Annotated in this window: 26 protein-coding genes; 13 read left to right on the forward strand and 13 right to left on the reverse strand. The window is 70.6% G+C overall.

The window, feature by feature from the left end:
• Nucleotides 1-49 precede the first annotated feature (49 nt).
• Complete coding sequence (locus F9C11_RS19955) at nt 50-472, reverse strand: putative leader peptide (RefSeq protein ID WP_409186379.1); 423 nt, start codon at nt 470-472, stop codon at nt 50-52.
• Here F9C11_RS19955 and hemW point away from each other — a divergent pair.
• Together hemW and F9C11_RS19965 are read left to right on the forward strand one after the other, a co-directional pair.
• A complete protein-coding gene (hemW, locus tag F9C11_RS19960; RefSeq protein WP_409186380.1) occupies nt 396-1,613 on the forward strand; it encodes a radical SAM family heme chaperone HemW in 1,218 nt (405 codons plus the stop codon). The genes F9C11_RS19955 and hemW overlap by 77 nt on opposite strands.
• A gap of 70 nt (nt 1,614-1,683) precedes the next feature.
• The gene (locus F9C11_RS19965; protein WP_409186381.1) at nt 1,684-2,604 is read left to right on the forward strand and encodes an NADP-dependent oxidoreductase; all 921 of its coding nucleotides are present in this window, start codon (nt 1,684-1,686) and stop codon (nt 2,602-2,604) included.
• Here F9C11_RS19965 and F9C11_RS19970 read toward each other — a convergent pair.
• On the reverse strand, nt 2,594-3,301 hold the full coding sequence (locus F9C11_RS19970; RefSeq protein ID WP_409186382.1) for a TetR/AcrR family transcriptional regulator: 708 nt from the start codon (nt 3,299-3,301) through the stop codon (nt 2,594-2,596). The genes F9C11_RS19965 and F9C11_RS19970 overlap by 11 nt on opposite strands.
• A gap of 94 nt (nt 3,302-3,395) precedes the next feature.
• Between F9C11_RS19970 and F9C11_RS19975 the strand changes: the two genes are divergently transcribed.
• Genes F9C11_RS19975 through F9C11_RS19990 form a run of 4 tightly spaced genes read left to right on the forward strand, consistent with a single transcriptional unit; the run spans nt 3,396 to nt 6,095 of the window.
• Complete coding sequence (locus tag F9C11_RS19975; RefSeq protein ID WP_409186383.1) at nt 3,396-3,803, forward strand: SgcJ/EcaC family oxidoreductase; 408 nt, start codon at nt 3,396-3,398, stop codon at nt 3,801-3,803.
• Nucleotides 3,800-3,976: a hypothetical protein gene (locus F9C11_RS19980; protein ID WP_409186384.1), complete on the forward strand. Its 177-nt coding sequence runs from the start codon at nt 3,800-3,802 to the stop codon at nt 3,974-3,976. Before F9C11_RS19975 ends, F9C11_RS19980 begins: the two co-directional genes overlap by 4 nt.
• A gap of 57 nt (nt 3,977-4,033) precedes the next feature.
• On the forward strand, nt 4,034-4,852 hold the full coding sequence (locus F9C11_RS19985; RefSeq protein ID WP_409186385.1) for a siderophore-interacting protein: 819 nt from the start codon (nt 4,034-4,036) through the stop codon (nt 4,850-4,852).
• A gap of 10 nt (nt 4,853-4,862) precedes the next feature.
• Entirely contained in the window at nt 4,863-6,095 is a 1,233-nt protein-coding gene (locus tag F9C11_RS19990) for a serine hydrolase domain-containing protein (RefSeq protein ID WP_409186386.1), read from the forward strand.
• A 120-nt stretch (nt 6,096-6,215) separates the two neighbouring features.
• On the opposite strand, the gene F9C11_RS19995 is transcribed toward F9C11_RS19990, so the two are convergent.
• Genes F9C11_RS19995 through F9C11_RS20010 form a run of 4 tightly spaced genes read right to left on the reverse strand, consistent with a single transcriptional unit; the run spans nt 6,216 to nt 10,944 of the window.
• Nucleotides 6,216-7,214 (reverse strand): TIGR03842 family LLM class F420-dependent oxidoreductase, encoded by a 999-nt coding sequence (locus F9C11_RS19995; RefSeq protein WP_409186387.1) that lies wholly within the window; start codon nt 7,212-7,214, stop codon nt 6,216-6,218.
• Nucleotides 7,215-7,221: 7 nt separating this feature from the next.
• The gene (gene hydA, locus F9C11_RS20000; RefSeq protein WP_409186388.1) at nt 7,222-8,604 is read right to left on the reverse strand and encodes a dihydropyrimidinase; all 1,383 of its coding nucleotides are present in this window, start codon (nt 8,602-8,604) and stop codon (nt 7,222-7,224) included.
• A complete protein-coding gene (locus tag F9C11_RS20005; RefSeq protein ID WP_037813646.1) occupies nt 8,604-9,446 on the reverse strand; it encodes a nitrilase-related carbon-nitrogen hydrolase in 843 nt (280 codons plus the stop codon). The genes hydA and F9C11_RS20005 overlap by 1 nt, the downstream gene beginning before the upstream one ends.
• Entirely contained in the window at nt 9,439-10,944 is a 1,506-nt protein-coding gene (locus F9C11_RS20010; protein WP_409186389.1) for an NCS1 family nucleobase:cation symporter-1, read from the reverse strand. The genes F9C11_RS20005 and F9C11_RS20010 overlap by 8 nt, the downstream gene beginning before the upstream one ends.
• Before the next feature lie 241 nt (nt 10,945-11,185).
• On the opposite strand from F9C11_RS20010, the gene F9C11_RS20015 reads away from it, so the two are divergent.
• The 3 genes from F9C11_RS20015 (at nt 11,186) to F9C11_RS20025 (ending at nt 14,882) form a co-directional block, all read left to right on the forward strand.
• Entirely contained in the window at nt 11,186-11,857 is a 672-nt protein-coding gene (locus F9C11_RS20015; protein ID WP_409186942.1) for a response regulator, read from the forward strand.
• Complete coding sequence (locus F9C11_RS20020; RefSeq protein WP_409186390.1) at nt 11,854-12,954, forward strand: ATP-binding protein; 1,101 nt, start codon at nt 11,854-11,856, stop codon at nt 12,952-12,954. Before F9C11_RS20015 ends, F9C11_RS20020 begins: the two co-directional genes overlap by 4 nt.
• A 419-nt stretch (nt 12,955-13,373) precedes the next feature.
• A complete protein-coding gene (locus F9C11_RS20025) occupies nt 13,374-14,882 on the forward strand; it encodes a DUF4153 domain-containing protein (protein WP_409186391.1) in 1,509 nt (502 codons plus the stop codon).
• Nucleotides 14,883-14,913: 31 nt separating this feature from the next.
• Here the strand turns inward: F9C11_RS20025 and F9C11_RS20030 are convergent, their stop codons facing one another.
• Together F9C11_RS20030 and F9C11_RS20035 are read right to left on the reverse strand one after the other, a co-directional pair.
• Entirely contained in the window at nt 14,914-15,285 is a 372-nt protein-coding gene (locus tag F9C11_RS20030; RefSeq protein ID WP_409186392.1) for an SSI family serine proteinase inhibitor, read from the reverse strand.
• 28 nt (nt 15,286-15,313) lie between these two features.
• Nucleotides 15,314-16,960, reverse strand: a complete 1,647-nt coding sequence (locus tag F9C11_RS20035; RefSeq protein WP_409186393.1) for a PucR family transcriptional regulator — start codon at nt 16,958-16,960, stop codon at nt 15,314-15,316.
• 131 nt (nt 16,961-17,091) lie between these two features.
• Between F9C11_RS20035 and F9C11_RS20040 the strand changes: the two genes are divergently transcribed.
• Nucleotides 17,092-18,585 carry a CoA-acylating methylmalonate-semialdehyde dehydrogenase gene (locus F9C11_RS20040; RefSeq protein WP_409186394.1) on the forward strand — a complete coding sequence of 498 codons (1,494 nt, stop codon included), beginning with the start codon at nt 17,092-17,094 and terminating at the stop codon, nt 18,583-18,585.
• 7 nt (nt 18,586-18,592) lie between these two features.
• Here the strand turns inward: F9C11_RS20040 and F9C11_RS20045 are convergent, their stop codons facing one another.
• From F9C11_RS20045 to F9C11_RS20065, 5 genes are read right to left on the reverse strand one after another with little or no spacing between them, the layout of a single operon-like run.
• Entirely contained in the window at nt 18,593-19,093 is a 501-nt protein-coding gene (locus F9C11_RS20045; RefSeq protein ID WP_409186395.1) for a hypothetical protein, read from the reverse strand.
• The gene (locus F9C11_RS20050; protein ID WP_409186396.1) at nt 19,090-19,668 is read right to left on the reverse strand and encodes a hypothetical protein; all 579 of its coding nucleotides are present in this window, start codon (nt 19,666-19,668) and stop codon (nt 19,090-19,092) included. The genes F9C11_RS20045 and F9C11_RS20050 overlap by 4 nt, the downstream gene beginning before the upstream one ends.
• Entirely contained in the window at nt 19,665-20,888 is a 1,224-nt protein-coding gene (locus F9C11_RS20055; protein ID WP_409186397.1) for a hypothetical protein, read from the reverse strand. The genes F9C11_RS20050 and F9C11_RS20055 overlap by 4 nt, the downstream gene beginning before the upstream one ends.
• The gene (locus F9C11_RS20060) at nt 20,885-21,208 is read right to left on the reverse strand and encodes a type VII secretion target (protein WP_409186398.1); all 324 of its coding nucleotides are present in this window, start codon (nt 21,206-21,208) and stop codon (nt 20,885-20,887) included. The genes F9C11_RS20055 and F9C11_RS20060 overlap by 4 nt, the downstream gene beginning before the upstream one ends.
• Nucleotides 21,208-21,702, reverse strand: a complete 495-nt coding sequence (locus F9C11_RS20065) for a YbaB/EbfC family nucleoid-associated protein (RefSeq protein ID WP_409186399.1) — start codon at nt 21,700-21,702, stop codon at nt 21,208-21,210. The genes F9C11_RS20060 and F9C11_RS20065 overlap by 1 nt, the downstream gene beginning before the upstream one ends.
• A gap of 221 nt (nt 21,703-21,923) precedes the next feature.
• Here F9C11_RS20065 and hrcA point away from each other — a divergent pair, with 221 nt between their 5' ends.
• From hrcA to F9C11_RS20080, 3 genes are read left to right on the forward strand one after another with little or no spacing between them, the layout of a single operon-like run.
• Complete coding sequence (gene hrcA / locus F9C11_RS20070; protein WP_409186400.1) at nt 21,924-22,949, forward strand: heat-inducible transcriptional repressor HrcA; 1,026 nt, start codon at nt 21,924-21,926, stop codon at nt 22,947-22,949.
• A gap of 40 nt (nt 22,950-22,989) precedes the next feature.
• Nucleotides 22,990-24,153 carry a molecular chaperone DnaJ gene (dnaJ, locus tag F9C11_RS20075; protein WP_037362451.1) on the forward strand — a complete coding sequence of 388 codons (1,164 nt, stop codon included), beginning with the start codon at nt 22,990-22,992 and terminating at the stop codon, nt 24,151-24,153.
• Between the two features lie 2 nt (nt 24,154-24,155).
• A complete protein-coding gene (locus F9C11_RS20080; RefSeq protein ID WP_409186401.1) occupies nt 24,156-24,908 on the forward strand; it encodes a 16S rRNA (uracil(1498)-N(3))-methyltransferase in 753 nt (250 codons plus the stop codon).
• Nucleotides 24,909-25,208 lie beyond the last annotated feature (300 nt).

The following is a 25,208-nucleotide window of genomic DNA, read 5'->3' on the forward strand; positions in this document are numbered from 1 at the left end:
GGGCGGGCCGGCGGTCCAGGTGGCGGGCTGGGCAGGCGGTGCGCGGGAGTCAGCGAACAGGCCGGCAGAGCGCGCTCGCGACCCGCAGAAGGTCGACGTGGCGGCGCGCCACGAGAAGGACACCGGCAGGACTCACCGGCTCAGATTGCCACGCGGGCCGAACCTCGTCCAAGGGCGTCCGGATCGTGGGAGAAGGCTCACTGCGGGGGTGCGCAACGGCCGCGAATGTGCATTGGCCGGGTGATCTGCCAGGTCTTTCCCGGCTTTCGGACGCATCGTGGGACGGTTCCGGGCGGTTGTCAACCGGGGGCGCGGCGGGCGGTGCATCGTTCGGCGGCCGAACCTTTCTCCGGGCGGTGCGGGGGCGCGCGGGGGACCGGGCGGGGCGGGGGAGAATGGACGTCGTGCCTGTTCCCGACACCCACCGTCCTCCCGCCGGACTGCCCGAGACCGCGCTCGCGGGCCTCGGCACCCGTCCGTTCGGCGTGTACGTCCACGTGCCGTTTTGCGCGACCCGCTGCGGATACTGCGACTTCAACACCTACACCGCGGGCGAACTCGGCTCGGCCGCCTCGCCGCGGTCGTGGCTGGACGCGCTGCGGCGCGAGCTGGAGCTGGGCGCGGAGGTCCTCGGCAACGCGCCCCAGGCGGAGACGGTGTTCGTCGGCGGCGGAACGCCCTCGATGCTCGGCGCGGACGGGCTGGCCGAGGTGCTCGACGGCGTCCGGTCGGCGTTCGGGCTCGCGCCGGGCGCGGAGGTGACGACCGAATCGAACCCGGAATCCACTTCGCCCGAGTTCTTCGCGGGCATCCGGGCCGCGGGTTACACCCGGGTGTCGCTGGGCATGCAGTCCGCCGCCCGGCACGTGCTGAAGGTGCTCGACCGGGTGCACACCCCCGGCCGCCCGGTCGACGCCGCGCGCGAAGCCCGGGCGGCCGGGTTCGAGCACGTCAATCTCGACCTCATTTACGGCACGCCGGGCGAGCGGGTCGAAGACCTGCGAGCTTCGCTGGACGCGGTTCTTTCGGCGGGCGTCGATCACGTCTCGGCGTACGCGCTGATCGTGGAGGACGGCACCGCGCTCGCCCGCCGGGTGCGGCGCGGCGAGCTGCCCGCGCCGGACGACGACACGCTCGCCAGCTACTACGAGCTGATCGACTCCGTGCTCGCCGGTGCGGGCTTGACCTGGTACGAGGTGTCGAACTGGGCGAGCGACGAGGCCGCGCGGTGCCGGCACAACCTCGGCTACTGGCAGGGCGGCGACTGGTGGGGCGCCGGACCGGGCGCGCACAGCCACGTCGGCGGCGTGCGGTGGTGGAACGTCAAGCATCCGGCCAAGTACTCCAGCCTGCTCGCGGAGGGGAAGAGCCCGGAAGCCGGCCGCGAGGTGCTCACCGAGGAAGACCGGCACCTGGAGCGGATCATGCTGGAGCTTCGGATCTCCGACGGCCTGGCGCTGTCCGCGCTCGACGAGGCGGGGCTGCGGCAGGCCCGGGCGGCCGCAGCGGAGGGCTTGCTCGAAGTGTCCGATTTGGACAGCCGGGGCCGCGCGGTGCTGACCGATCGCGGCCGGCTGCTCGCCGACGCCGTGGTCCGGAGGCTGGCCGGCTGAATTTTCGCCCGCCGGGCATAACTCCGCTCGATCGTTCGTTGGGCTAACCATACGAGCGAGGGAGACGCGTATGCCGCAAGCGGTCAGATACGGCGAACACGGCGGGATCGAAGTGCTGCAGCTGGCCGAAGTGCCCCGGCCGGCGCCGGAATCCGGGCAGGTGCTCGTACGGGTCCGGGCCGCGGGGATCAATCCGGGGGAAGCGAAGATCCGGACCGGCGCGTTGGCGGACCGGTGGCCGTCCACCTTCCCGTCCGGGCAGGGCAGCGACCTGGCCGGCGTGGTGGCGGAGCTGGGCGCGGACGTCGAAGAAATCCAGGTGGGGGACGAGGTCGTCGGCTTCGTGCACACCCGCTCCAGCCACGCCGAGTACGTGCTGGTCCCGGCGGAGCATCTCGTCCCGAAGCCGAGCGGGCTGCCGTGGGAGGTCGCGGGCGGCTTGTTCGTGGCTGGAACGACCGCGTACGCCGCGGTCGCCGCGGTGTGCCCGCGCGAGGGCGAGACGGTGGTCGTGTCCGGAGCGGCCGGCGGGGTCGGCTCGCTGGCCGTGCAGCTGGCGAGGCTCACCGGCGCGACGGTGATCGGCATTGCCAGCGAAGCGAACCACGAGTGGTTGCGCGAGCACGACATCGTCCCGATCGCGTACGGCGAAGGGCTCGAAGAACGGCTCCGCGAGCTGACCGGCGACCAGGTGCACGCGTTCATCGACACGTACGGCGACGGCTACGTCGAACTCGCCCTGCGGCTCGGCGTCTACCCCGGCCGGATCGACACGGTGGTCGATTTCGCCGCCGCCGAGAAGTACCGGGTGAAGACCGACGGCAACCTCGCCGGAGCCAGCGCGGAGGTGATGCGCGACCTCGTCGCGTTGGCGGACAAGGGATTGCTCGACGTCCCGATCGCCGCGACGTACCCGCTGGCCGAGGTCCAGGCCGCCTACCGCGAACTGGAACAGGGCCACTCGCGCGGGAAGATCGTGCTCACTTTCTGACCATCGCCGCCAGCCCCGCCACGAACGCCTCGAGAGCGAATTCGAGGCGGGGCCGGCTGGTCTCGGCGGTGAAGAACTCGCCGGCCCGCAACAGGTTCGGGAACGCGCTCGCGGGCAGCGACTGCATGTACTCCGCCATCTGCCGTCCGCGTTCGCTCATTTTCTCCGGGTCGTAGTCGCCGAACGTCCAGCCGCTCGCCTCGTACGCGAATGCCTTGGCGTACGTGCTCAACGCGTCGCCGGCGAACGCCGCCTGCTTCAGGTCCAGGCCGCCCGCGCGCAGCAGCTGAAGCATGACTTCGCCCTGCCGCAGCGAATTCGGCGTCACCGGAATCGGCGTCTGCCACGCGACCTTCGCGATGCCCGGATACGCCATCATCGCCCGGATCTGGTGCCGCACTTGCTCTTTGACCTGTTCGGTCCACCGCTCCGGATCCGGTTCCGGGCACGGCACCTCGCTCAGCGCCGCGTCGAGCATCAGCTCGTCGAGTTCCTCTTTATTGGCCACGTATGCGTAAAGCGACGCCGGGCCGGTCTCCAGCTGCTGCGCGACCCGGCGCATCGAAACGGCGTCGATGCCCTCGGCGGCCAGGATTTCGAGCGCGGTCTTGACGATCAGGTCCTGCGACAACATCTGCTTCGCGGCGCGCCGGCGCGGGCTCGGCGTCCGGCGCCACGGCGGGGGCGGTGCGGTCATGCCCGCAGCCTAATCGAGCCGCGCCCTTGACGCGAACAGTGTTCGTGAGTACAACGGACTCATACGCGAACGACGTTCGTTAAGGAGCAACGGCATGTCCCAGCGCGAAGAAGTCCTGTCCGTCCTCACCCGGCTCGCCGACGCCTGGAACAACGGCGACGCCACCGCCTACGGGAATCTGTTCACCGAAGACGCCGATTACGTGACGTTCTTCGGACTCCGCTTCGTCGGCCGCCAGGCGATCGCGGACTCGCATCGGGAGCTGTTCGAGGGCCCGCTGAAGGGCTCGAAGCTCGCCGGCTTCGGCGAGCCGCGGGTGCGGTTCCCGCGGGACGACGTAGCGGTCGTCGTGGCCGGCGGCGGTTCGTCGCTGACCGGGGGAGACGACCCGGCCGCCGAGGGCCGGGAGAGCACGTTGACCTACGTGCTGGTGCGGGGCGACGAGGGCTGGCAGATCACCGCGTTCCAGAACACGCGGGTGTCGAGGCCGTGGGAAGCATGAGAACGATCGTCGAGGTCTCCGGCGTTGTTCCGGCGGCGCCCGCGGCGACCGGGCAGTGGTGGGGAGTGCTGCTGGCGAACCGGTTCTTCCGGGGATTCCGGGGTTCGGCCGAGGAGGGCTTCCGGGCGCTGCTCGCCGAAATCGGGGGCGGCGGCACTGGGCGGAACGGGTGAAGGCGCGTACCGTGGGAGCCACGACTTAGGTAAACCTTACTGAAACAGGGGTGTTCGATGGCCGAAGGTCCGGCGCGCAAGGGGAGGACCGCGGTGCGGCTGGAGGTGCTGCGCAAGGAGCACCTGACGCCGCACATGATCCGGATCGTGGCCGGCGGCGAGGGGCTGAAGGAGTTCCGCCCGAACGAGTTCACCGACGCGTACGTGAAGGTGATCTTCAAGGTGCCCGGGGTGGAGTATCCGGAGCCGTTCGACCTGAACCGGATCCGCGAGGAACTGCCGCGCGAGCACGCGCCGCGGCTGCGCACGTACACCGTCCGCTCGTACGACGAGGCGGCGGGCGAACTGGTGCTCGACTTCGTGGTGCACGGCGACGAGGGGCTCGCCGGGCCGTGGGCGCAGCGCGCGCGGCCGGGCGACGAGCTGCTGCTGGCCGGTCCGGGCGGGGCGTACGCGCCGCGCGCCGACGCCGGCTGGCATCTGCTGGTGGGCGACGAGTCGGCGCTGCCAGCCATCGCCGCCGCGCTGGAGGCGCTGCCGCCGGGCGCGCTGGCGCACGTTTTCCTGCTCGTGGCGGACAAATCGGAGCACCAGCCGCTCGCGACCAAGGCCGACGCGCAGGTCGCCTGGCTGCACCGTTCGGCGTCCGACGACCTGGTCGCGGCGGTGAAGGCGCTGCCGTGGCCGGACCAGGACGTGCACGCGTTCGTCCACGGCGAAGCCGGTTTCGTGCGGGAGCTGCGGCGGTACCTGTTCGACGAGCGCGGCGTCGCGCGGGACGCGGTGTCGCTGTCGGGGTACTGGCGCGAGGGCAAGAACGACGAGGCCTGGCGCGAGGAGAAGGCGGCGGAGCGGAAAGCGGCCAGTCCGGCGTAAGGTCGCCGCCATGGCGACCGAGGTGAAGGTGGAGGCCGATCCGGCCGACGCGGGTTTCGACGGGGCACGGCTGCGGCGGATCGACCGGCATTTCGCCCGGTACGTCGACGACGGATTGCTGCCGGGCTTCCTCGCGGTGGTGAGCAGGCACGGCCGGATCGTGCACGTCGCGGCGCACGGCGCGCGGGACGTCGAGGCCGCCGCCCCGGTCGAGACCGACACGATCTGGCGGATCTTCTCGATGACGAAACCGGTCACCTCGGTGGCCGCGATGACGTTCGTCGAAGAGGGCCTGATCGACCTCACCGACCCGATCTCGCGGTGGCTGCCGGAATTCGCCGAGCCCCGGGTGTACGTCAAGGGTTCGGCGCTGGCTCCGGTCACCGAGCCGGCGACCGAACCGATCCGGCTGTGGCACCTGCTCTCGCACACCGCGGGCCTCACCTACGGCTTCCACCACACGCACCCGGTCGACGCGATCTACCGCGCCGGCGGGTACGAATGGGGGACGCCGCGGGGACTGGACCTGGCGGAGTGCACCCAGGCGTGGGCGCGGTTTCCGCTCGTGTTCCAGCCGGGCGCGGAGTGGAACTACTCGGTGGCCACCGACGTCCTCGGCCGGCTGGTCGAGGTGCTGGCGGGCAAGCCGCTCGACGAGGTGTTCGCCGAGCGGATCTTCGGCCCGCTGGGCATGACCGACACCGGGTTCTGGACGTCGGACACCGACCGGCTGGCCGCGTTGTACCTGCCCGCGCCCGGGACGAAACGGCTGGTGCGCAACGACGCCTTCGGCGCGCTGGGCACGGCCCGCCCGGCCTGTCTGTCCGGCGGCGGCGGACTGGTCTCGACGGCGGCGGACTACCACCGGTTCACGCAAATGCTGCTGCGCCGAGGCGAACTCGACGGTGTGCGGGTGCTGAGCCCGCGCACGGTGGACCTGATGACGGCCAACCACCTGCCGGGCCATGTCGACTTGGAGGCTTATGGCCGCCCGCTGTTCGCGGAGATGCCGTTCGACGGATACGGCTTCGGCCTGGGCTTCTCGGTCCTGATCGACTCGGTGAAGGCGAAAACCCTTGCTACGCCAGGCGAATACGCGTGGGGCGGGGCGGCGTCGACGGCGTTCTGGGTGGACCCGGACGAGGACCTGACGGTGGCGTTCTACACCCAGCTGCTGCCGTCGTCGACCCATCCGATCCGGCAGCAGCTGCGGCAGTTGGTGTATCAGGCGATCGTGGACTGAGTCCCGCGGCGCCGTTCTCGGCCGGCGATTGTCCGTCGCTGGGCTGAGTTTCCGGCTTCGAGGCAGCGTGCGACGGTCCGGCCAAGGTTCGGATATCTCGGCGAGGAGAAACGCACGCGATCACGCGGTCAGCTTCGGAATCACCTGCTCCCCGTACGCGGCCATCGTCTCCTCCCGCTCGTCGTGCATCAGGTACAGCGCGAACTGGTCCACCCCCAGCTCCGCCAGTTCCTCCAGCCGCGCGACGTGCGCCGATGCCGGGCCGAGCAGGCAGAACCGGTCCACGATCTCGTCCGGGACGAACGCGGTCGACGGGTTTCCGGCGCGGCCGTGGTGGGAGTAGTCGTAGCCTTCGCGCTCGCGGATGTAGTCGGTCAGCTCGCGGGGCACCGGGCCGGCCGAGCCGTACCGGGCGACCAGGTCCGCGACGTGGTTGCCGACCATTCCGCCGAACCAGCGCAGCTGTTCCCGTTGGTGCGCCAGGTCTTCGCCGACGTACGCCGGGGCCGCGACGCAGATCGTGATCCCACCTGGGTCGCGGCCGGCGGCGCGGGCGGCGTCGCGGACCGCGCCGATGGTCCAGCGGGCGATGGCCGGGTCGGCGCACTGCAGGATGAACCCGTCCGCGTGCTCGCCGACGGTTCGCAGCGCCTTCGGGCCGTACCCGGCCATCCACATTTCCAGCCTGCCGCCGCGGATCCACGGGATGCGGACCGCGGTGTCGTTCATCGTGACCTCGCGGCCTTCGGCGAGATCCTTCACCACGCGCATGCAGTCCCGCACAGTGGCCAAAGTGGACGGCGGACGCCCGACTAAGCGGTGCGCGGAATCGCCGCGGCCGATGCCGCACACCGTGCGGTTGCCGAACATGTCGTTGAGCGTCGCGAAGGTCGACGCCATCACCGACCAGTCCCGCGTGCCCGGGCTCGTCACCATCGGTCCCACGACCAGCGCGGACGTCGCTTCGAGGATCCGCGAGTAGATCACGAACGGTTCCTGCCACAGCACGCACGAGTCGAACGTCCAGCCGTACCGGAACCCGGCGTCCTCGGCGGCCTTCATCATCCGCACGACCTCCGCCGCGGGCGGGTCGGTCTGCAGCACGATCCCGAAATCCATCAGGGCCTCAATTCAAGTACTGATTGAGTTCGCGGGACAAGAACTTTCCGTGCCCGGGGCTGCCGTGGAATCCGTCCGGAGACACCACGACGCGGCCACGCGACAGTACAGTGTGGACTTTCCCGGTGAGCGAAAAGCCTTCGTACGCCGAGTAATCCACGTTCATGTGATGCGTGGCCGCGGACAGGGTCTGGGTTGCCGAAGGGTCGTACACCACGATGTCCGCGTCCGAGCCCGCCGCGATCACGCCCTTGCGCGGGTACAGCCCGAACATCCGCGCGGGCGTCGCGGAACACGTCTCGACCCAGCGGCCCAGCGAGATCTCGCCCGCCACCACGCCCTGGTGCAGCAGGTCCATCCGGTGCTCGACGCCCGGCATCCCGTTCGGGATCGCCCGGAAATCGCCGCGGCCCAGTTCTTTCTGGTCCTTGAAGCAGAACGGGCAATGGTCGGTCGAGACCACCGACAGGTCGTTCGTGCGCAGACCGCGCCACAGATCGGCCTGGTGCGATTTCTCCCGCAGCGGCGGGGAAGCGACGAACTTGGCGCCCTCGAAATCGGGTTTCGCCAGGTCCTCAATGGACAGATAGAGATACTGCGGACAGGTCTCGGCGAAGACGTTCTGCCCGTTGTCCCTTGCCTCGGCGACCGCGGCGAGCGCCTGGGAAGCCGACAAATGCACGATGTACAGCGGAGATCCGGTCACCTGGGCCAGCCGGATCGCCCGGGAAGTCGCCTCGCCTTCCAGTTCGGGCGGCCTGGTCAGGCCGTGCTGCACCGGGTCGGTGTGCCCGGCGGCGACGGCCTGCGCGGCCAGCTCGTCGATCGCGATGCCGTTTTCCGCGTGCATCATGATCGTCGCGCCGATCTCGCGCGCCTGCTGCATCGCGCGCAGGATTTCCCCGTCCGTAGAGTAGAAAACGCCGGGGTAGGCCATGAACATCTTGAAACTGCCGACCCCGCCGTCGACGCACGCCCGCATTTCCTTGAGCGTGGAGTCGTTGACGTCCGACATGATCATGTGGAAGCCGTAATCGATCGCGCAGTTGCCGTCCGCTTTGGAATGCCATTTGTCCAGTGTGGACAACAGGGACGTCCCCTTGGCTTGGACGGCGAAGTCGATGATCGTCGTCGTCCCGCCCCACGCGGCGGCGATGGTGCCGGTCTCGAAGGAATCGACCGAATGCGTGCCGCCGAACGGCATTTCCATGTGCGTGTGCGCGTCGATTCCGCCGGGAAGCACGTACTTCCCGGTCGCGTCGAGGGTTTCGTCCCCGGTCAGCGTGCCGGGAGCGCCTACCGCCGCGATGGTTTCGCCGTCCACCAGCACGTCGGCGGTGACCGCGCCGGACGGCGAAACGACTTGCCCGCCTTGGATGAGGGTGGTCATCAGGCCTCCGCGAGCGGGCCGTAGCTGTCCGGACGGCGGTCGCGGTAGAACTGCCACAGATCGCGGACCTCGGCGAGACGGCCCATGTCGAGATCGCGGACCACGATCTCCTCCTCGGTGTCCGAAGCGGCCTCGCCGACGAGCTGGCCGCGCGGGTCCACAAAGTACGATTGCCCGTAGAAGTCGTTGTCGCCCAGCGGTTCCACGCCGACGCGGTTGATCGTGCCCACGTAGTACTCGTTCGCCACCGCGGCCGCGGGCTGCTCCAGCCGCCACAGGTATTCCGAAAGCCCGCGGCTCGTCGCCGACGGGTTGAACACGATCTGCGCCCCGGCCAGCCCGAGCGCGCGCCAGCCTTCGGGGAAGTGCCGTTCGTAGCAGATGTACACGCCGATCCGGCCGACCGCGGTGTCGAAAACCGGATAGCCGAGGTTGCCCGGCTTGAAGTAGAACTTCTCCCAGAAGCCTTTCACCTGCGGAATGTGGTTCTTGCGGTGCATGCCGAGGTATTTCCCGTCGGCGTCGATCACCGCCGCGGTGTTGTAGTAGACGCCCGGCTGCTCCTGTTCGTACATCGGCACCACGAGCACCACGCCGTGCCGCTCCGCGACCTCCTGCATGAGTTTCGTGGTGGGGCCGTCCGGGATCGCCTCGGTGTAGGAATAGAAATCCGCGTCCTGCACCTGGCAGAAATACGGGCCGTAGAACAGTTCCTGCAGGCACACCACCTGCGCGCCCTGCGAAGCCGCCTTGCCGATCGCGTCGACCGCGTTCGCGATCATCGACTCCTTGTCGCCCGTCCACCGCTGCTGGATCAAGCCCGCTCGGACCGTGTCAGACACTGGTTTCCTCCTCATTCCGCTGCGCGTTCAAGGGAAGGCTGAACAGGACGTAGGCGACGAACGCGCCGACGAAACCCATTGCCCAGTTGTAGTCGTACAAAGGTTTCAGGACCGGAATCAGCCCGTCCTCGGGGAACGGCCCGCCGTAGGCGCCGCCGACCGCGAGCACCGCGCCGATCAGGGTCGCGACGAGCGCCCGCCAGTGCCAGCCCGCGGTGAACCAGTACTCGCCGCTCGGCAGGTACAGGTCGGCCAGCTTCAGCCGGGTCCGTTTCACCACCCAATATCCGGCGACGAGCACCCCGGCGACCGCGCCGAGCAATCCGCCGTAAAAGCCGAGCCAGGCGAAAATGTAGATGTCCGGGTCGGAATAGAGCCGCCACGGCTGGATCAGGATGCCGATCACGCCGGTGATCAGCCCGCCGAGCGCGAAGGTGATCCGCTTCGGGAAAGCGTTGGAGAAATCGTAGGACGGGCTGACGACGTTCGCCGCCAGGTTGGCCGAGATCGTCGCCAGCACCAGCGCGATCAGCGCGACGACCACCACGACCGGGCTGGAGAACTTGTCCGCCAGCTGCGCCGGGTCCCAGATGTCCTGCCCGTAGAGCACGTGCCCGCCGGACGTGGTGAGGATGGCGACGATCGCGATGAACGTCATCGTCGTCGGCAGCCCGAGGATCAGGCCGCGCATCTGCTTGCGCTGGCTGCCGCCGAAACGGGTGAAGTCCGGCATGTTCAGCGACAGCGTCGACCAGAACGCGATCATCGCCATCAGCGACGGCGCGAACACCTTCCAGAACCCCGGCCCCCAGCCGAGCTTCCCGCCGTCGTGCAGGATCGGGCCGAGCCCGCCCGCCTTCACCAGCACGTAGCCGAGCAGGATCAGGAACCCGACCGACACCAGCGGCGCGGTCCAGTTCTCGAACTTGCGGACCGCCTCCATGCCGCGCCAGATGATCAGCATCTGCACCAGCCAGAACACCGCGAACGACAGCCACAGCGTCCAGTGCTGCCCGGCGATCACCGCCGAATCGCGCCAGCCGGGCCCGGCGAGCCGCCCGACGATCACGTAGATCGCCTCGCCGCCCACCCAGGTCTGGATGCCGAACCAGCCGCACGCGATGAACGCGCGCAGCAGCGCGGCGAGGTTCGCGCCGCGCAGGCCGTAGAACGCGCGGGCGAACACCGGGAACGGAATGCCGTATTTGGTGCCGGCGTGGCTGTTGAGCAGCATCGGCGCGAGCACGATCAGGTTGCCGATGGTGATCGTGATCAGCGCTTGCAGCCAGTTCATGCCGAGCGCGATGAGCGACGCGGCCAGTGCGTACGACGGGATGTTGTGCGCCATCCCCATCCAGAGCGCGAAATAGTTGTAGGTCGTCCAGGTCCGTTTTTCGACCGGGACCGGGGCCAGTTCGTCGTTGAAGAACCGGCTGCCCCGCAGCGCCCGCACGTCGCCGAGGTCCACCCGGCTGTGCTCACGTGTCGTCGGCTCCATTGCGGAATCCTGCGCGCCGGGCGGGGGCCGGGGGCAGAGACAGACTGTTCACTGTTCGGACGCCCTCGGCGCAGTCTGTCGATTGCGCGCGACCGCGCCGGAGTGCATGACGTACGTCACAACCTGGTCGTCACGTCCGGGCAAAACGGCGGAAACATCTCCACCGGATCTCCACATCTCGCCCGGATGGCCTCCACGGCGAGTGCTTAAGGTCGGCGGCATGGACAACGGGGGAAGACGGGTGCTGGTCGTCGAGGACGACCTCACCATCGCCGCGGCGATCGACGCCCGGCTGAGCGCGGAAGGGTTCTCCGTGACGGTCGCGCACGACGGTCCCGGAGCGGTCGACGCGGAGGCGGCGACCAGCCCCGACCTGGTGGTTCTCGACGTGATGCTGCCCGGTTTCGACGGTCTCGAGGTGTGCCGCCGGATCCAGGCGCGGCGGCCGGTGCCGGTGCTGATGCTCACCGCGCGCGCCGACGAGACCGACCTGCTGGTGGGCCTCGGCGTCGGCGCGGACGACTACCTCACGAAGCCGTTCTCGATGCGCGTGCTGTCGGCGCGGATCCAGGCGCTGCTGCGGCGGGTGGAGCGGTCGTCGGCGGTGGCGGAGGAGCGGATCGTGCTGGGGGATCTGGAGATCGACATCGCGGAACGGCGGGTGCGCCGAGGGGGCGAACCCGCCCAGCTGACGCCGATCGAATTCGACCTCCTGGTGCATTTCGCCCGCCGCCCGCGCGCGGTGCAGCCGCGGGAACGGCTGCTGAGCGAGGTGTGGGACTGGGACGTGCAGGCGACCGGGGCCGGCACACGGGCGGTGGACAGCCACATCAAGGCTTTGCGGCGGAAGCTGGGAGCCGACTTGATCCGGACCGTGCACGGCGTCGGGTATGCGCTGGAGGTCCCCGCGTGAAGCCGTTTTTCGCGAAAGCCGTCGAGGTTTTGCCTCGGCCGCTGGACGGCATCCGGTCGATCAAGCTGAAACTGGCCATTCTGATGGTCGCGTCCGGCGGGATCGCGTTCGCGTTCTTCCGCTACCAGATCGGCTGGCTGCCGCCGCGCACGACGGTGACCGCGGTGGTGATCGCGCTGCTGACGTCGCAGATCCTGGCGCACGGGATGACCCGGCCGCTGCGCGAGATGACGGCGGCCGCGCGAGCGATGGCGAAAGGCGATTACACCCGCCGGATCCGCGCCACCGCCCGCGACGAGGTCGGCTCGCTGGCCGCGGCGTTCAACCAAATGGCCGCCGACCTGTCCACGGCGGACCGGCAGCGGCGGGAACTGATCGCCAACGTCTCGCACGAACTGCGCACGCCGATCACCGCGTTGAACGCCGTGCTGGAGAACCTGGTGGACGGCGTCGCTTCGCCGGATCCCGCGACGCTCCGCACGGCGTTGCACCAGACCGAACGCCTGGGCAGGCTGGTCACTGAGCTGCTGGACCTGTCGCAGATCGACGCCGGAACGCTGCCGCTGGACCGCTCGCCGGTCGACCTCGAGGACCTGCTGGCCGAGGTCGCCGCCGAGGCGGAAGCGATGGCCGCGGCGGCCGGCCGCGGGGTCCGGTTCGCGGTCTCGGTGGCCCCGCCGGGCGCGACGGTGCCCGCCGACCGGGAGCGGCTGTACCAGGTAGTGCTGAACCTCTTGGAGAACGCCGCCCGGCACGGCCCGGCCGGGGGAGAGGTGGCGGTGCTGGCGCGGATCGAGGCCGGGGAAGCGCGGATCGAGGTGCACGATCAGGGCCCGGGGATCCCGGAACCGGACCGGGACCGGGTGTTCGAACGGTTCACCCGGGGAGAACGCGCCGGGGGCGGCGGGACCGGACTGGGACTGGCGATCGTGCGGTGGGTGGTGGAACTGCACGGCGGAACTGTCGCGGTGGTCGACCCGGAACCGGCCTCGGCGGTGCCGGTCGGCGGAAGTCCGGCAGGCGGTGGTCCGGCGGGCGGTCCGGCGGGCGGCGGTGGCGGGCCGGGGTGCCGGATCCGGGTGACGCTGCCTGCTTGATGGGCAATGGTCCTCGGCTCGGGCGGTTGCCGGGCGGGGGATCTGACCTGCGTGGGTCGGGGTTTGGGTCCGGGTGCCGGAGCGGGCGATGCGGCGGCTTGACCGGGTTCGGGCTCCGGCGCGGGCAGTTGCCGGAGGCGAGTGACGCGGCCCGCTTGCGGTCGAACTCCGGAGGCGGCTGGCGGTGCTAAGCCCCGGCTCGCGGTCCGGTCGGATGACGCGGCCAGCTTGAAGGCGGGCTTCGGGCACTGCGGTCGTCGGTCCGGGCTTCGAGGGCGTGCTTCCTGGCTCCCGCAGAAGTCCGTGAGGGGAACCCTGCAGGAATCAGATTCCCTCACCGGCCGCCACGTCGCGCGTCGGGATGGGCGCTGCTGAGCTTGCCGCACTTGCGGCTGTTTGCTAAAGCGAAGAGAGGGTTCATGTCCCAGCAGATCCAGAAACACCCGGCACACGCGGTTCCGCCGGGGATGGTGCGAGTCGTCCGGCAGCCGGGGCCTCGGCCGTTGTTCGAGCGGGCCGAATCGGCGGTTCCTGGCGGGGCGAAGCTGGCCGCGCTGGTGGTCGCGGTCGTCGGGACGGTCGTGGTGCCGGTGGACCGTCCGGGGATCGGCTGGGTGCTGGCGCTGCTGGTCGCGGTCGCGGTGCTCTTGGCGTGCGCGCGGCTGTCCGGCACCCGGCGAGGAACGCCGAGGCAGTGGCGGCAGGCAGCCTGGGCGCTGCTGGCGATCGCGCTGCTCGCGGTCGGTGCCTGGAGAGCGGCTGAATGGCTGTTCGTCTTGTGTGTGCTCGCCGCGGCGGTCGCGGCGTCGCTCGCGGTGGTCGGCAAGCGGACTGTGCACGGCACGACGTACGACGTGCTCGCCGTCCCGCTCGAAGCGTTCCGCGCGGTGCCGTGGCTGTTCCGCCGGACTCCTCGCACCGGGCAACGCCAGGGGCGCGTCCTCGGGGCGGTGCTGCTGTCGGGGCTGGTCCTGGTGGTCTTCTTGCCCTTGCTGGTCAGCGCGGATCCCCGGTTCGCCGAGTTCGTCAGCGACCTCGTTCCGGAGGTGCGTCCGGGCTCGGCCGTCCAGTCCGCGCTGGTGTTCGCCGTGGGCTTCGCGGCGATGGCGGCCGTCTTCCTGATCGCCGCGGAGCCCTTGCCGGAACGGGAAAACCGGACCACGACGGTCGGTGACCGGCTGTCGTGGACGTCCTTGCTGGGCACCCTCTGGGTGTTGTTCGCCGCCTACGTCGGGGTGCAAGCGGCCGCTCTGTTCGGCGGCACGGACTACGTCCTCCGCACCGACGGCCTCACCTCGGCGGACTACGCGCGCGGCGGTTTCTGGCAACTCTGCGCCTGCACAGCGCTGACGCTGGCCATCCTCGCCGCGGCACTGCGCTGGGCTCCGAAAGCCACGCGCGCCGACCGGACGGTTCTGCGGGTCCTGCTTGGCGCGTTGACCGTGCTGAGCCTGGTCGTGGTGCTGTCCGCGTTGAGTCGCATGTGGACTTATCAGCAGGCCTACGGGTTCACCGTGCCGCGCCTGCTGGTGGAAGTGTGCGAGAGCTGGCTGGGCGTGGTGTTCGTCCTGGTAGGAGCGACGCTGGGCACGCTCCGCGCGAGCTGGCTGCCCCGCGCGGCGATCGCGACCGCCGCGCTGGCGCTGCTGGGACTGGCCGCGGCGAACCCGGAGGCGGCGATCGCGGCCGCCAACCTGGACCGGGCGGCGCGGGGCAAGCCGCTCGACGTCCGCTACCTGAGCCGGTTCTCCGCCGACGTGGCCCCGGTGGTGGCACGGCACCGCCCGGACGCGGCTTGCCTGCTGCGCCCGCTCGCCGGGTCTCTCGCCGACGACGCCTGGCCTGCCTGGAACTTGAGCCGCGCGCGGGCCCGGGAGATCGTCCGGTCCCAGGTCCCGTGCGCTGACCGGGCTTCCGTCCCGGGCTGACGTCCGGAGAACGACGCCGAGCCGGTCCGGCCTAAAGCGCGAACACCCCGTTCGACTGGCTGTCCGCCGCGCACTTGTTCGGGTACGTCGCCCGGTACGTCACCCTCGTGCCGCGCCAGCTGCCCAGTGCCGTGACGTCCACCGGGGAGTAGATCATCGTGCACTTCTGCCGGTGCGGGGCGATGCGGGAGAAATCGCCGTCGACCGCGGCGAGGGTCGCGCAGGCGGTGTCGCGGTGGCGGTGCGTGCCGCCGGTGGGGTCGCAGGTCAGGGACGCGCTCGTGACGCGCCCGGAGGTCTCGTGCATGGTCAGCTGCAGGATCGACTCCGGGGCGTGCGGCGCGGCCAGGCCGCCGAAGCCGAGCAGGGCGGCCGCGACCGGAGCGAAGGAAGAGAACACCATACGACGGATATCGGCAGTCCGGACCCGATCACTGTGCTCCTCGTCCGGGTGGGTTTTCCTCGCTCGGACGGGTGGCGGCGCCGAGGTCGTGCGCGAGCAATGCCACGTACAGCGACAACATCGACTCCGGATCTTCCAGTCGCACTCCCAGCACCTGTTCGATGCGCGCGAGTTGCTGGTAGTACGCGGTCCGCGAGGTGTGGGCGGCGACCGCTGCGGCGGACTTGTTGCCGCCGTGCGCACAGTAATGCCGCAGCGCGGGCACGAGACGGCTTCCGGAAGCGGCGTCGCGTTCGAGGAGCGGACCCAGCTCTCGCGCAGCGAAGGCGTGTACGCGCTCGTCGTCGGCGAGAAGGTGCAGCAGCCCGCGTAGCCGAACATCCTTCAGGCGGTGCAACGGTTGTCCGTCGTCCTCGTCGAGGGCAGCGGCAGCGACGTGCGCGGCTTCGACCAAAGTGCGTTGCGCTTCAGCGGGTCCGGTGACAGTCGTGCCTACGCCGATGGCGGCTGGAGCGGAAGCGCGCGCGTCGTGAATGTCGGCGGCGAGGCGCTGGAGGACGGCGTCAGCATTGGCTTCCGGCGAGAGCGCGAGAAGCGCGCGTACGGCGGTCTCGTCCGTTGACACCAGCGCGGACACCTTCGCCCGCCGTGTCGCGAGCGCGGTCGCTTCGGCCAGTTCGCGCAACAGCGGCGGCGTAGAGAGCGTCGGACGCGTAGTCGCGGTGATGCGCGGCCGTACTGCCAAGCCGACCAGCTGTCGTCCGGTGAGCGGCACCGCGAGCGCGGAAGAACGCGCGAGGATTTCCGCGGTGGGCGCGGGCGAATTCAGCAGTTCGGTCAACACCGCGCGGTGTGCTTGCCGTTCGAGAGTGTCGGAGTCGCGCGCGACGAGACGGTGCACCGCGAGCGCGGACGCGGCCCGTTCGGCGACCACGCGGTACCGGTGCGGCGGCGCTTCGGCGCACACCAGCACCAGCCGTCCCCAGTCGTGCCCGCGCGCGCCGACCACGGTGACCAGCCAGCCCGCCGCCGAGTGGTAGCCGGTGCGCTCGCCGAGCTGCACTACGCGCGACCGGGCCGGCCAGCCGGTCAGCAATTCGCCCGGATCCGTGCCCGCCGTGTCGTAGGCGAGGACTTCGTGTTCCAGGGTTTCCAGCACCACCGGCTGCTCGGTCAGCCGCGCCACCTCGGCCAATACCGCGGCGGGCTCGGCTCCCGCGACGGTCAGCGACGTGAACGTCTCGTGCACCCGCTCCGCCGCCCGGAGCTCGGCCAGCTGCGCGTCCACGATCATTCCGTTCACTGCCTCGGTGACCGCGACATAGCGCGTCTCGCGAGACAGCGTCACCAGCGGCAACCCGCGTAGCTCGGCCGCGGCGACGAGCGCGCGCGGCAGCCGGTCGTTCCAGTGCCGCACCAGTTCGACCACCAGGCCCGCGACGCCCACCTCGGCGAGGTCGGCGACGTACCGGGTCAGCGTCGCGTCGTCGTCGGGAAGCGCGACCCCGGTGGTGAGCACGAGTTCTCCGCCGCGCAGCAGGTGCGCGATGTCGGCGACCTCGGCCGCGTGCGCCCAGCGCACCCGCCGTTCGAGCCCGGTGCTGCCCGCGACCACGCGCGGACACCCCTGGCGCAGCACCGGCAACGCGAGCGCCTCGGCGACGGTCGGGTACATCGGTCCCCCCTTGCTGGCCGGCAGGGCACAGACTGTACGGCGGACAGCGGTAGTACGTACACGTTGTCGATGGCGGACCCGGGCGCCTCGCCCGGAGACTCGGGGACACCCGACCGGAAGGAGCGGACGTCGTGACCGACCGCATCAGCCATTGGATCGACGGCAAGCCGGTCGCCGGCGCCGGGCGCACCGGCGACGTGTACGACCCGGCGACCGGCCAGGTCAGCGCGCAGGTGGACTTCGCCGGACCAGCCGAGGTGGAGCAAGCCGTGGCCGCCGCGACCGCCGCGCTGCCGGGCTGGCGGGGCACGTCGCTCGCCGGCCGCACACGCGTGCTGTTCGCCTTCCGCGAGCTGCTTCAGGCGCGCAAGCACGAGCTGGCGAAGATCGTGACGAGCGAGCACGGCAAGGTCGAATCGGACGCGGCGGGCGAGATCGCGCGCGCGATCGAAAACGTCGAATACGCGTGCGGCGCGGCGCAACTGCTCAAGGGCGGTTTCAGCGAGAACGCCTCCACCGGCGTCGACGTGTACTCGATTCTCCAGCCGCTCGGCGTGGTCGGCGTGATCTCGCCGTTCAACTTCCCCGCGATGGTGCCGCTCTGGTTCGTCCCGAACGCGTTGGCGTGCGGCAACACCGTCGTGCTCAAGCCGAGCGAGAAGGACCCGTCCGCGGCGCTGTTCATCGCCGAGCTGCTCGCCGAAGCGGGCCTCCCGCCTGGCGCGTTCAACGTGCTGCAGGGCGACAAAGTCGCGGTCGACGGACTTCTCGAGCACCCGGACGTCAAGGCGATCTCCTTCGTCGGTTCGACCCCGATCGCCCGCTACGTCTACGAAACCGGCACCAGCCGCGGCAAGCGCGTCCAGGCGCTGGGCGGGGCGAAGAACCACATGGTCGTGCTGCCGGACGCCGACCTCGACCTGGCCGCCGACGCCGCCGTGTCAGCCGGGTTCGGCTCGGCGGGGGAGCGGTGCATGGCGGTGTCGGTGGTGGTCGCCGTCGAACCGATCGCGGACGAACTGGTCGCCAAAATCGCGGAGCGGATGCGGAAACTGCGCGTCGGAGACGGGCGCAAACCGTCGTCGGAGATGGGGCCGCTGGTCACCCGGGCGCACCACGAGCGAGTTTCGTCCTATGTGGACACTGGAGTCGCCGAAGGCGCGGAACTCGTGATGGACGGCCGGGGCGTGGAAGCGGACGGCGCGGACGACGGATTCTGGCTGGGCCCCACGCTTTTCGACCGCGTCACGCCCAGTATGGCGGTGTACACCGACGAAATCTTCGGCCCCGTGCTGTCCGTCGCGCGAACGGCGAGCTTCGACGACGCGCTCGCGCTCGTCAACGCCAACCCGTACGGCAACGGAACCGCGATCTTCACCGGAGACGGACGGGCGGCGCGCCGCTTCCAGAACGAGGTGGAAGTGGGCATGGTGGGCGTCAACGTGCCCATCCCGGTGCCGGTCGGCTACTACTCCTTCGGCGGCTGGAAGGACTCCCTGTTCGGCGACACGCACGCGTACGGGCCGGAGGGATTCCACTTCTTCACGCGGACGAAAGTGGTCACGTCCCGGTGGCCGGACACTTCGCACGCGGGGGTGAACCTGGGGTTCCCGAAGAACTCCTGACCCGGGTTCACCGGAGATCGCCGTCCAGGACGATGTTCACCAGACACCGTCCGTTCGCCAGGACGCAGACGGCGGTGATCCGCTCCGCGACCAGGCGATCCCACTGCGCGCGCGGGACGGGATACGTGCGCCCGCCCGCGCGCACCTGCCACCGCTCGATCTGGCCGGGTCCGCGCGGGGTGTGCTTGAGGCCGATCGGATAGTCGTCGGTGATCGGGCCGGCGCCGAAGTCGTGCGCCGGCCCGGCGATCACGGTCAGCGGCTCGCGGAACTCGGCGCGGCGGCGCACGCTGAACCGGACCGCGCCCGCGATCGCCGCCACGCCGACCGCCGCCGCCACCAGCGCGGACGCGGTGAACCCGGACTCGGCCACCGCCACGGCCCCGACCGCGCCGATCGCCGCGGCGAACACCCAGACCGCCCAGAACAGCCCGTCGAGGACCGCCCCGCGCTGGCTCCGGTGCAGCCGCCCGGCGAGATTGGCCGCGGCCACCTCGCCGGCCGTCATGCCGCGACCACGTTGACCAGGATTTTGCTGCGCGGAGTGAGGATCGCGGCGTTCGTGCGGTTGCCGAGCACTCGCTGCCGCAGGTCGTAGTCGAGCCGGTGGGACTTCCCCTGCACGACGAAATAGGTGAACGTCATCCGCTCGGTGACTTCATACATGTACATCGCGTGCTGCCCGCCGGACGGCGCCTTGTGCACGTGGCCGTAGTCGTACGTCCACCCGCGGACTACCTCGAGCTTGCCGCTGCGCACCTCTGCCAGCCGCCGCCAGATGATCCGGGCGGGGAGCACGGCGAGCGCGAGGAAGAGCGCCGTCAGCAGGTACACCGGCCAGTTCATCGACCAGTACGAGACCTGCGGGGCGCCGAGGTCGGCCTTCACCGCGTTGAGGTTCCGCAGTTCGTCGCTGCTCACGCCGATGCCGATCGGCGCCAGGACCGCGGCGGCGGCGAACAGGATGATCCACACGACAGCCATCGAGAAGCCCGCGTTCAGGACCATTTTCCGCTGAGACGGGTGCAGGCGGCCTTCCCGGTTGGCCTGGTCGGCGGCCGCCTGCACGGTTTCGCTGCTCACTCTCCGGTGCCGCCTTCGCCGCCGGAGCCGCCCTCTGCCTTCTCGTGCTCCTTTTCGTAGGCTTCGGAGCCTTCTGCGTACCGGTCGTACTGCTCGTTCTCCTGCCGCCGGGCTTCGGTGCCGAGCCCCACTCCGTCAGCCGTGGTGAACGGCGGCCGGCCGCCCTCCTTCTGCCATTCCTGGATCTTGAAGAACTTCCGCCCGTCTTCGGAATACGTCTCGCCGGCGTGTTCGAAGCGGTCGCGGCCGGGCACCTTCTCCTTGGCGTTCGCGGTCCAGCGCTCGGCCTTCTCCGCGGCGCTCTCCGCCCGGCCCGCCTCCTTGAGGTCGCCGGCCTTCTTCTCCAGGCCGGCGGCGAGGTCGACGCTCTTGTCGGTGACCTTGCCCGCCGCCTTGCCCGCCTTCCGCAACGCGTTCGCGGCCTGCTCGATCGCGGCCTTCGACTTGCCCGCGCTCTCCGCGAGCTTGTCCAGCTTCTCCACGACCTTCGCGATCCGGGTGCCGATCTTCTCCGCGAGGATCCCGCCCTCGACGACGGTGTCGGCGATGAACGCGGCCACCGTCCCGCCGAAGGTGCACCACGACGACGCCAGCGCGGCGAGGCCCTTGACGATCAGCTCGCCGACGAACGACGAGATCATGTCGCGGATCAGCCCGCGCTCGGTGCCGACCAGCGCGGCGGCGACGTTCATCCCGGTGGACGCGCTGCTCGCGTGCCCGGCCGCGCCCCGCAGAGTGTCCGCGTAGCCCTTCGCGGCCTTCTGGTAGGCCTCTCCGCCCTGGCCCTGGAAGTCCGGGGCGACCTTGGCCGAGGCCTGCTCGTACTGGTCGGCGCACTCGTTCAGCTGCTTCGAGATGTTCGACCAGGTCACGGCCTTCGCGGTGACGGCCTCCGGATTGCCCGCGAGCTGGTCGAGGCCCTCCTTGAGGAAGCTGATGTGCTCGATCAGCCAGCCGACGCCCGCGCTGGCCAGGGTGCCCAGCGGGTCCATCGCCGCGCCGAGCAGGTCGAGGCCGTCGGTGACGACGTCCACGCCGAAGTTGCCCCAGTCGCCGTGCCGGGCGTCGGTGAGCGTGGCCGCGACGTCGTTGAGCATGCCGGAGCCGGACGTCTGGGCGTTGAGGTTGTCCAGCTCGTTCGAAGACGACCCCATGTTCGCGGTCGGCCCGCTCGGCGACTCCGACTTCGCGACCAGCGGGTTCTCCTGCGTCTCGGTCATTCCGGCAGCTCCTTGCCGAGACCGTTGATGTGGCCGACGGTCTGCTTCTCGTGGTTGTCGTAGTGCTCGTGCGCCTGCCGCAGGCGCTCCGCGAGGTCGTCGGCGGTGTCCGCCACGTCCTTGACGAACGACGTCGCCACCGACATCCAGATCTGCAGCGGCATCGCGAACACCTGGCCGACGAGGCCGAACGCGTCGTCGCCGAACGACTGGCCGGACTCGGTCGCCTGCGCCGCGGTGTGCACGCCCGCCGCGATGTCCTCGACCTCGCCCTGGTGCGCGCGCAGCGCCGGGAGGTCGACCTTCGATCCGCCTGCCATCAGTTCCTCCCCAGGAACGAGCCGCCGCCGTAGTAGTAGTCGTCGTCGTCAGCCGGGTCCGGAGCCGGGCGGGAGGGCCGCGCGGGCCGGGACGGCGGCGGGGCGGAATCGTCCTGCGCGTCGAAGAATTGCGGCTGCGGCGGCGCGGGCGGAGCCGGTTCCTCCGGAATTTCCGGTTCCGGGATTTGTTCCTCGAGGAATTTCATCGCGTCGCTGTGCTCGCCGATCACCGGCGCCATGATCGCGGTCAGCTGCTGCGCCGCCTGGGCCTGGGCGCGGCGCGCGGTGGCCAGCACGGCGGCCGCGAGGGCGGCGCGCGGCATCTCGTCGGCGCGGGAGCCGAACTGGAGTTCCTGCAGCGCACCGGCGGTGTTGACAGTCGCGGTGACCGCGCCGTCGGGGCTCGTCGCGGTCGCCGACACGTGCTTCAGCCGTTCTCGCGCCTCGGCGGCCCGCTGCCGGATTTCGGCGATTTCGGGAGAAAGTGCGTTCATGTCGGCCACTGCTTTCGGCTGGAGTGGTTCATGGTCTTTCCGAGGCAGAAAACCGGGTTCCGGTTCCCGGTGCAAGCGAAGTTCCGAGTTGCCCGGTTCGTCGCTATTAAAAATTGTTTCCCTCCTCTTTACCCGGGGGCGGCGGGACCGGAGCGGGCGCCGGGCACCGCCGGGTCCGTAAACTCGTTGTGAGGAGCAGGAGGACCGCGAAGGAGGTGCCGGTGGCGAACACGGAGGAGCGTCGCTTCGAGGTACTGCGCGCGATCGTCGCCGACTATGTGGCCAATCAGGAGCCGGTCGGCTCGAAGACGATCGTCGAGCGGCACAACCTCGGCGTTTCCAGCGCCACTGTCCGCAACGACATGGCCGCCCTGGAGGAAGAGGGGTACATCGCCCAGCCGCACACCAGCGCCGGGCGGATCCCGACCGACAAGGGGTACCGGCTGTTCGTCGACCGGCTTTCGGAGATCAAGCCGCTGTCGGCGGCCGAACGCCGGGCGATCACCAGCTTCCTCGACTCCGGCACCGACCTCGACGACGTGCTGCGCCGGTCGGTCCGGCTGCTCGCGCAGCTCACCCGGCAGGTCGCGGTGGTGCAGTACCCGATGCTCACCAACACCGTGGCGCGGCACCTCGAAGTGGTGCCGCTCACGCCGGCGCGGCTCATGCTCGTGCTGATCACCGACTCCGGCCGGGTCGACCAGCGCACCGTCGACCTCGGCGACGTGGTCACCGAGGAGACCGTGCTGCGGCTGCGCACCGTGCTCAACGGCGCGCTCGCCGGGCGGCGGCTGTCCGACGCCGCGGCGAACGTGGCCGAGCTGCCCGAAGCCGCCCCGCCGGACCTGCGCGACCACCTCACCCGGATCTGCACCACACTGGTCGAATCGCTGGTCGAGCACCCGGAGGAGCGGATCGTGCTCGGCGGCACCGGGAACCTCACCCGCAACGTCGCGGACTTCCCCGGGTCGCTGCGCCAGGTGCTCGAAGCGCTTGAGGAACAGGTGGTGGTGCTGAAGCTGCTCGCCGCGGCCCGCAACCCCGGTGCGGTCACCGTGCTCATCGGCGAGGAAAATGAGGACGAGCAGATGCGCAGCACCTCGGTCGTGTCGATCGGCTACGGCCGGGACGACATGCTGCTCGGGGGCATGGGCGTCGTCGGGCCGACCAGGATGGACTATCCCGGCACGATCGCGGCGGTCCGCGCGGTCGCCAACTACGTGGGGCAGATCCTGTCCGGCCGCTGACCGGCGGCGGGGGCGGAAACGAAGGAGAAGGCAGAGCAACGTGGCGAGGGACTACTACGGGATCCTCGGGGTGGCCAAGAACGCGAGCGATCAGGAGATCAAGCGCGCGTACCGCAAGCTGGCCCGCGAGCTGCACCCCGACGTGAACCCGTCGGAGGACGCCCAGCACCGCTTCGGCGAGGTGACCACCGCGTACGAGGTGCTCTCCGATCCGCAGAAGCGCAAGATCGTCGACCTCGGCGGCGACCCGATGGACCCCGGCGGCCGCGGCGGCGGGGGCGGCGACCCGTTCGCCGGCTTCGGCGGGCTCGGCGACATCATGGACGCCTTCTTCGGCGCCGCGGGCGGGGGCGGCGGACGGGGCCGCGGGCCGCGCAGCCGCGTGCAGCCCGGCTCCGACGCGCTGATCCGGCTCGGCCTCACCCTCGAGGAGTGCGCGACCGGCGTCGACCGCGAGATCACCGTCGACACCGCGATCGTCTGCGACCTGTGCCGCGGCGCGGGCACCGCCGAGGGCACGAGCACCAAGACCTGCGACACCTGCGGCGGGGCCGGCGAGGTCCAGTCCGTGCAGCGGTCGTTCCTCGGCCAGGTCGTCACCGCCCGGCCGTGCCCGGTGTGCCGCGGCTTCGGCGAGGTCATCCCCGACCCGTGCCGCCAGTGCGGCGGCGACGGCCGGATCCGGTCGCGGCGCGGCGTCACCGCGAAGATCCCGCCCGGCGTCGGCGACGGCATGCGGATCCGGCTGTCCGGCCAGGGCGAGGTCGGCCCCGGCGGCGGCCCGGCGGGCGACCTCTACGTCGAGATCGACGAGGCCCCGCACGAGGTGTTCGTCCGCGAGGGCAACGACCTGCACTGCAACTTCCGCATCCCGATGACCACCGCGGCGCTCGGCGCGACCGTCCCGATCGCCACCCTGGTCGACGGCGACTACGAACTCGACATCGAACCCGGCACCCAGCCCAACACCGAACTGGTGCTCACCGGCAAGGGCATGCCGCGGCTGCGCTCGTCCGGCCGCGTCGACGGCCGCGGCGACCTGCACGTGCACATCGACGTCGTGGTGCCGACCAAACTCGACGAGGCCCAGCGCGACCTGCTGGTCGACCTGGCCCAGCAGCGCGGCGAAGAAGTCCCGACGCTCGCCGCCAACGGCAGCAAGCACGGCGGCCTGTTCTCCAAGCTGCGCGCGAAGAACCGCTGACTGTGCCGGAAACCACACTGCCGGTCTTCCTCGCCTCCGAGGTGCCCGCCGAAGGCCGGGCGCTGCTCGACGGCGAGGAAGCCCGGCACGCGGCCACCGTGCGCCGGCTGCGCGTGGGGGAGCAGCTCGTGCTCTCCGACGGCGCCGGCGCGATGGCCCGCTGCGCCGTGGACGCCGTCGAAACGGGCCGGGCGGCCTCGGTCGCCCTGACCGTTCTCGAGCGCTGGCACGAAGAACCGCCCGCGCTGCGCGTGCACGTCGCCCAAGCGCTCGCCAAAGGCGACCGCGGAGAACTGGCCGTCGAACTCGCCACCGAAGCCGGCGCGGACGCGATCGTGCCCTGGCGCGCCGCCCGCAGCGTCGCCCGCTGGGACGACGGGCCCCGCGGCGAAAAAGCCCTCGCCCGCTGGCGCGCCACCGCCCGCTCGGCCGCCAAACAAGCCCGCCGCGCCCACGTGCCCGCCGTCGCCGAACCCGTCGGCACGCGCGAACTCGCGCACCTCGCCGCCACGATGTCCGCGACGCTCGTCCTCGAATCCGGCGTCACCAGCAAACTCGCCGACCTCAACCTCCCCGACGGCGGCGACATCCTCCTCGTCGTCGGCCCCGAAGGCGGCATCACCGACGAGGAACTCGCGCTCCTCGAAGACGCCGGAGCCACCACGGTCCGCCTCGGCCCGACCGTGCTGCGCACCTCCACGGCAGCCGCCGTTGCACTAGGCGCACTGGGCGTCCTCACCGGCCGCTGGCACTGACCGCCGGAAACCCGCAAAACCCGGCAGAACCCCTAAACATCCGCACCAGGTGATGGCGCGCCGCACCCCCGCCAGCTACTCTGCTTCGCAACGTGCGAACACAAGGGTTTCAGCCCGCCCGCGGGCGGGCATTACCCTTGAGTACGCGAACCCATGCCCCGCCGGGCACCTCCCCCCTCGGTCCGGCGGAGCCGCGGCGGCGGTGGAGCGACCCCCAGGCTCCACCGCGCCGCGGCGTCTTCGTATCGCTGGCGCGATACTTCGCCCCCGCTGGTTCCGCCATTACTCCCGGGGGGCCGA

It is taken from the genome of Amycolatopsis sp. VS8301801F10 (genome assembly GCF_046195355.1).
Classification (GTDB): Bacteria; Actinomycetota; Actinomycetes; order Mycobacteriales; family Pseudonocardiaceae; genus Amycolatopsis.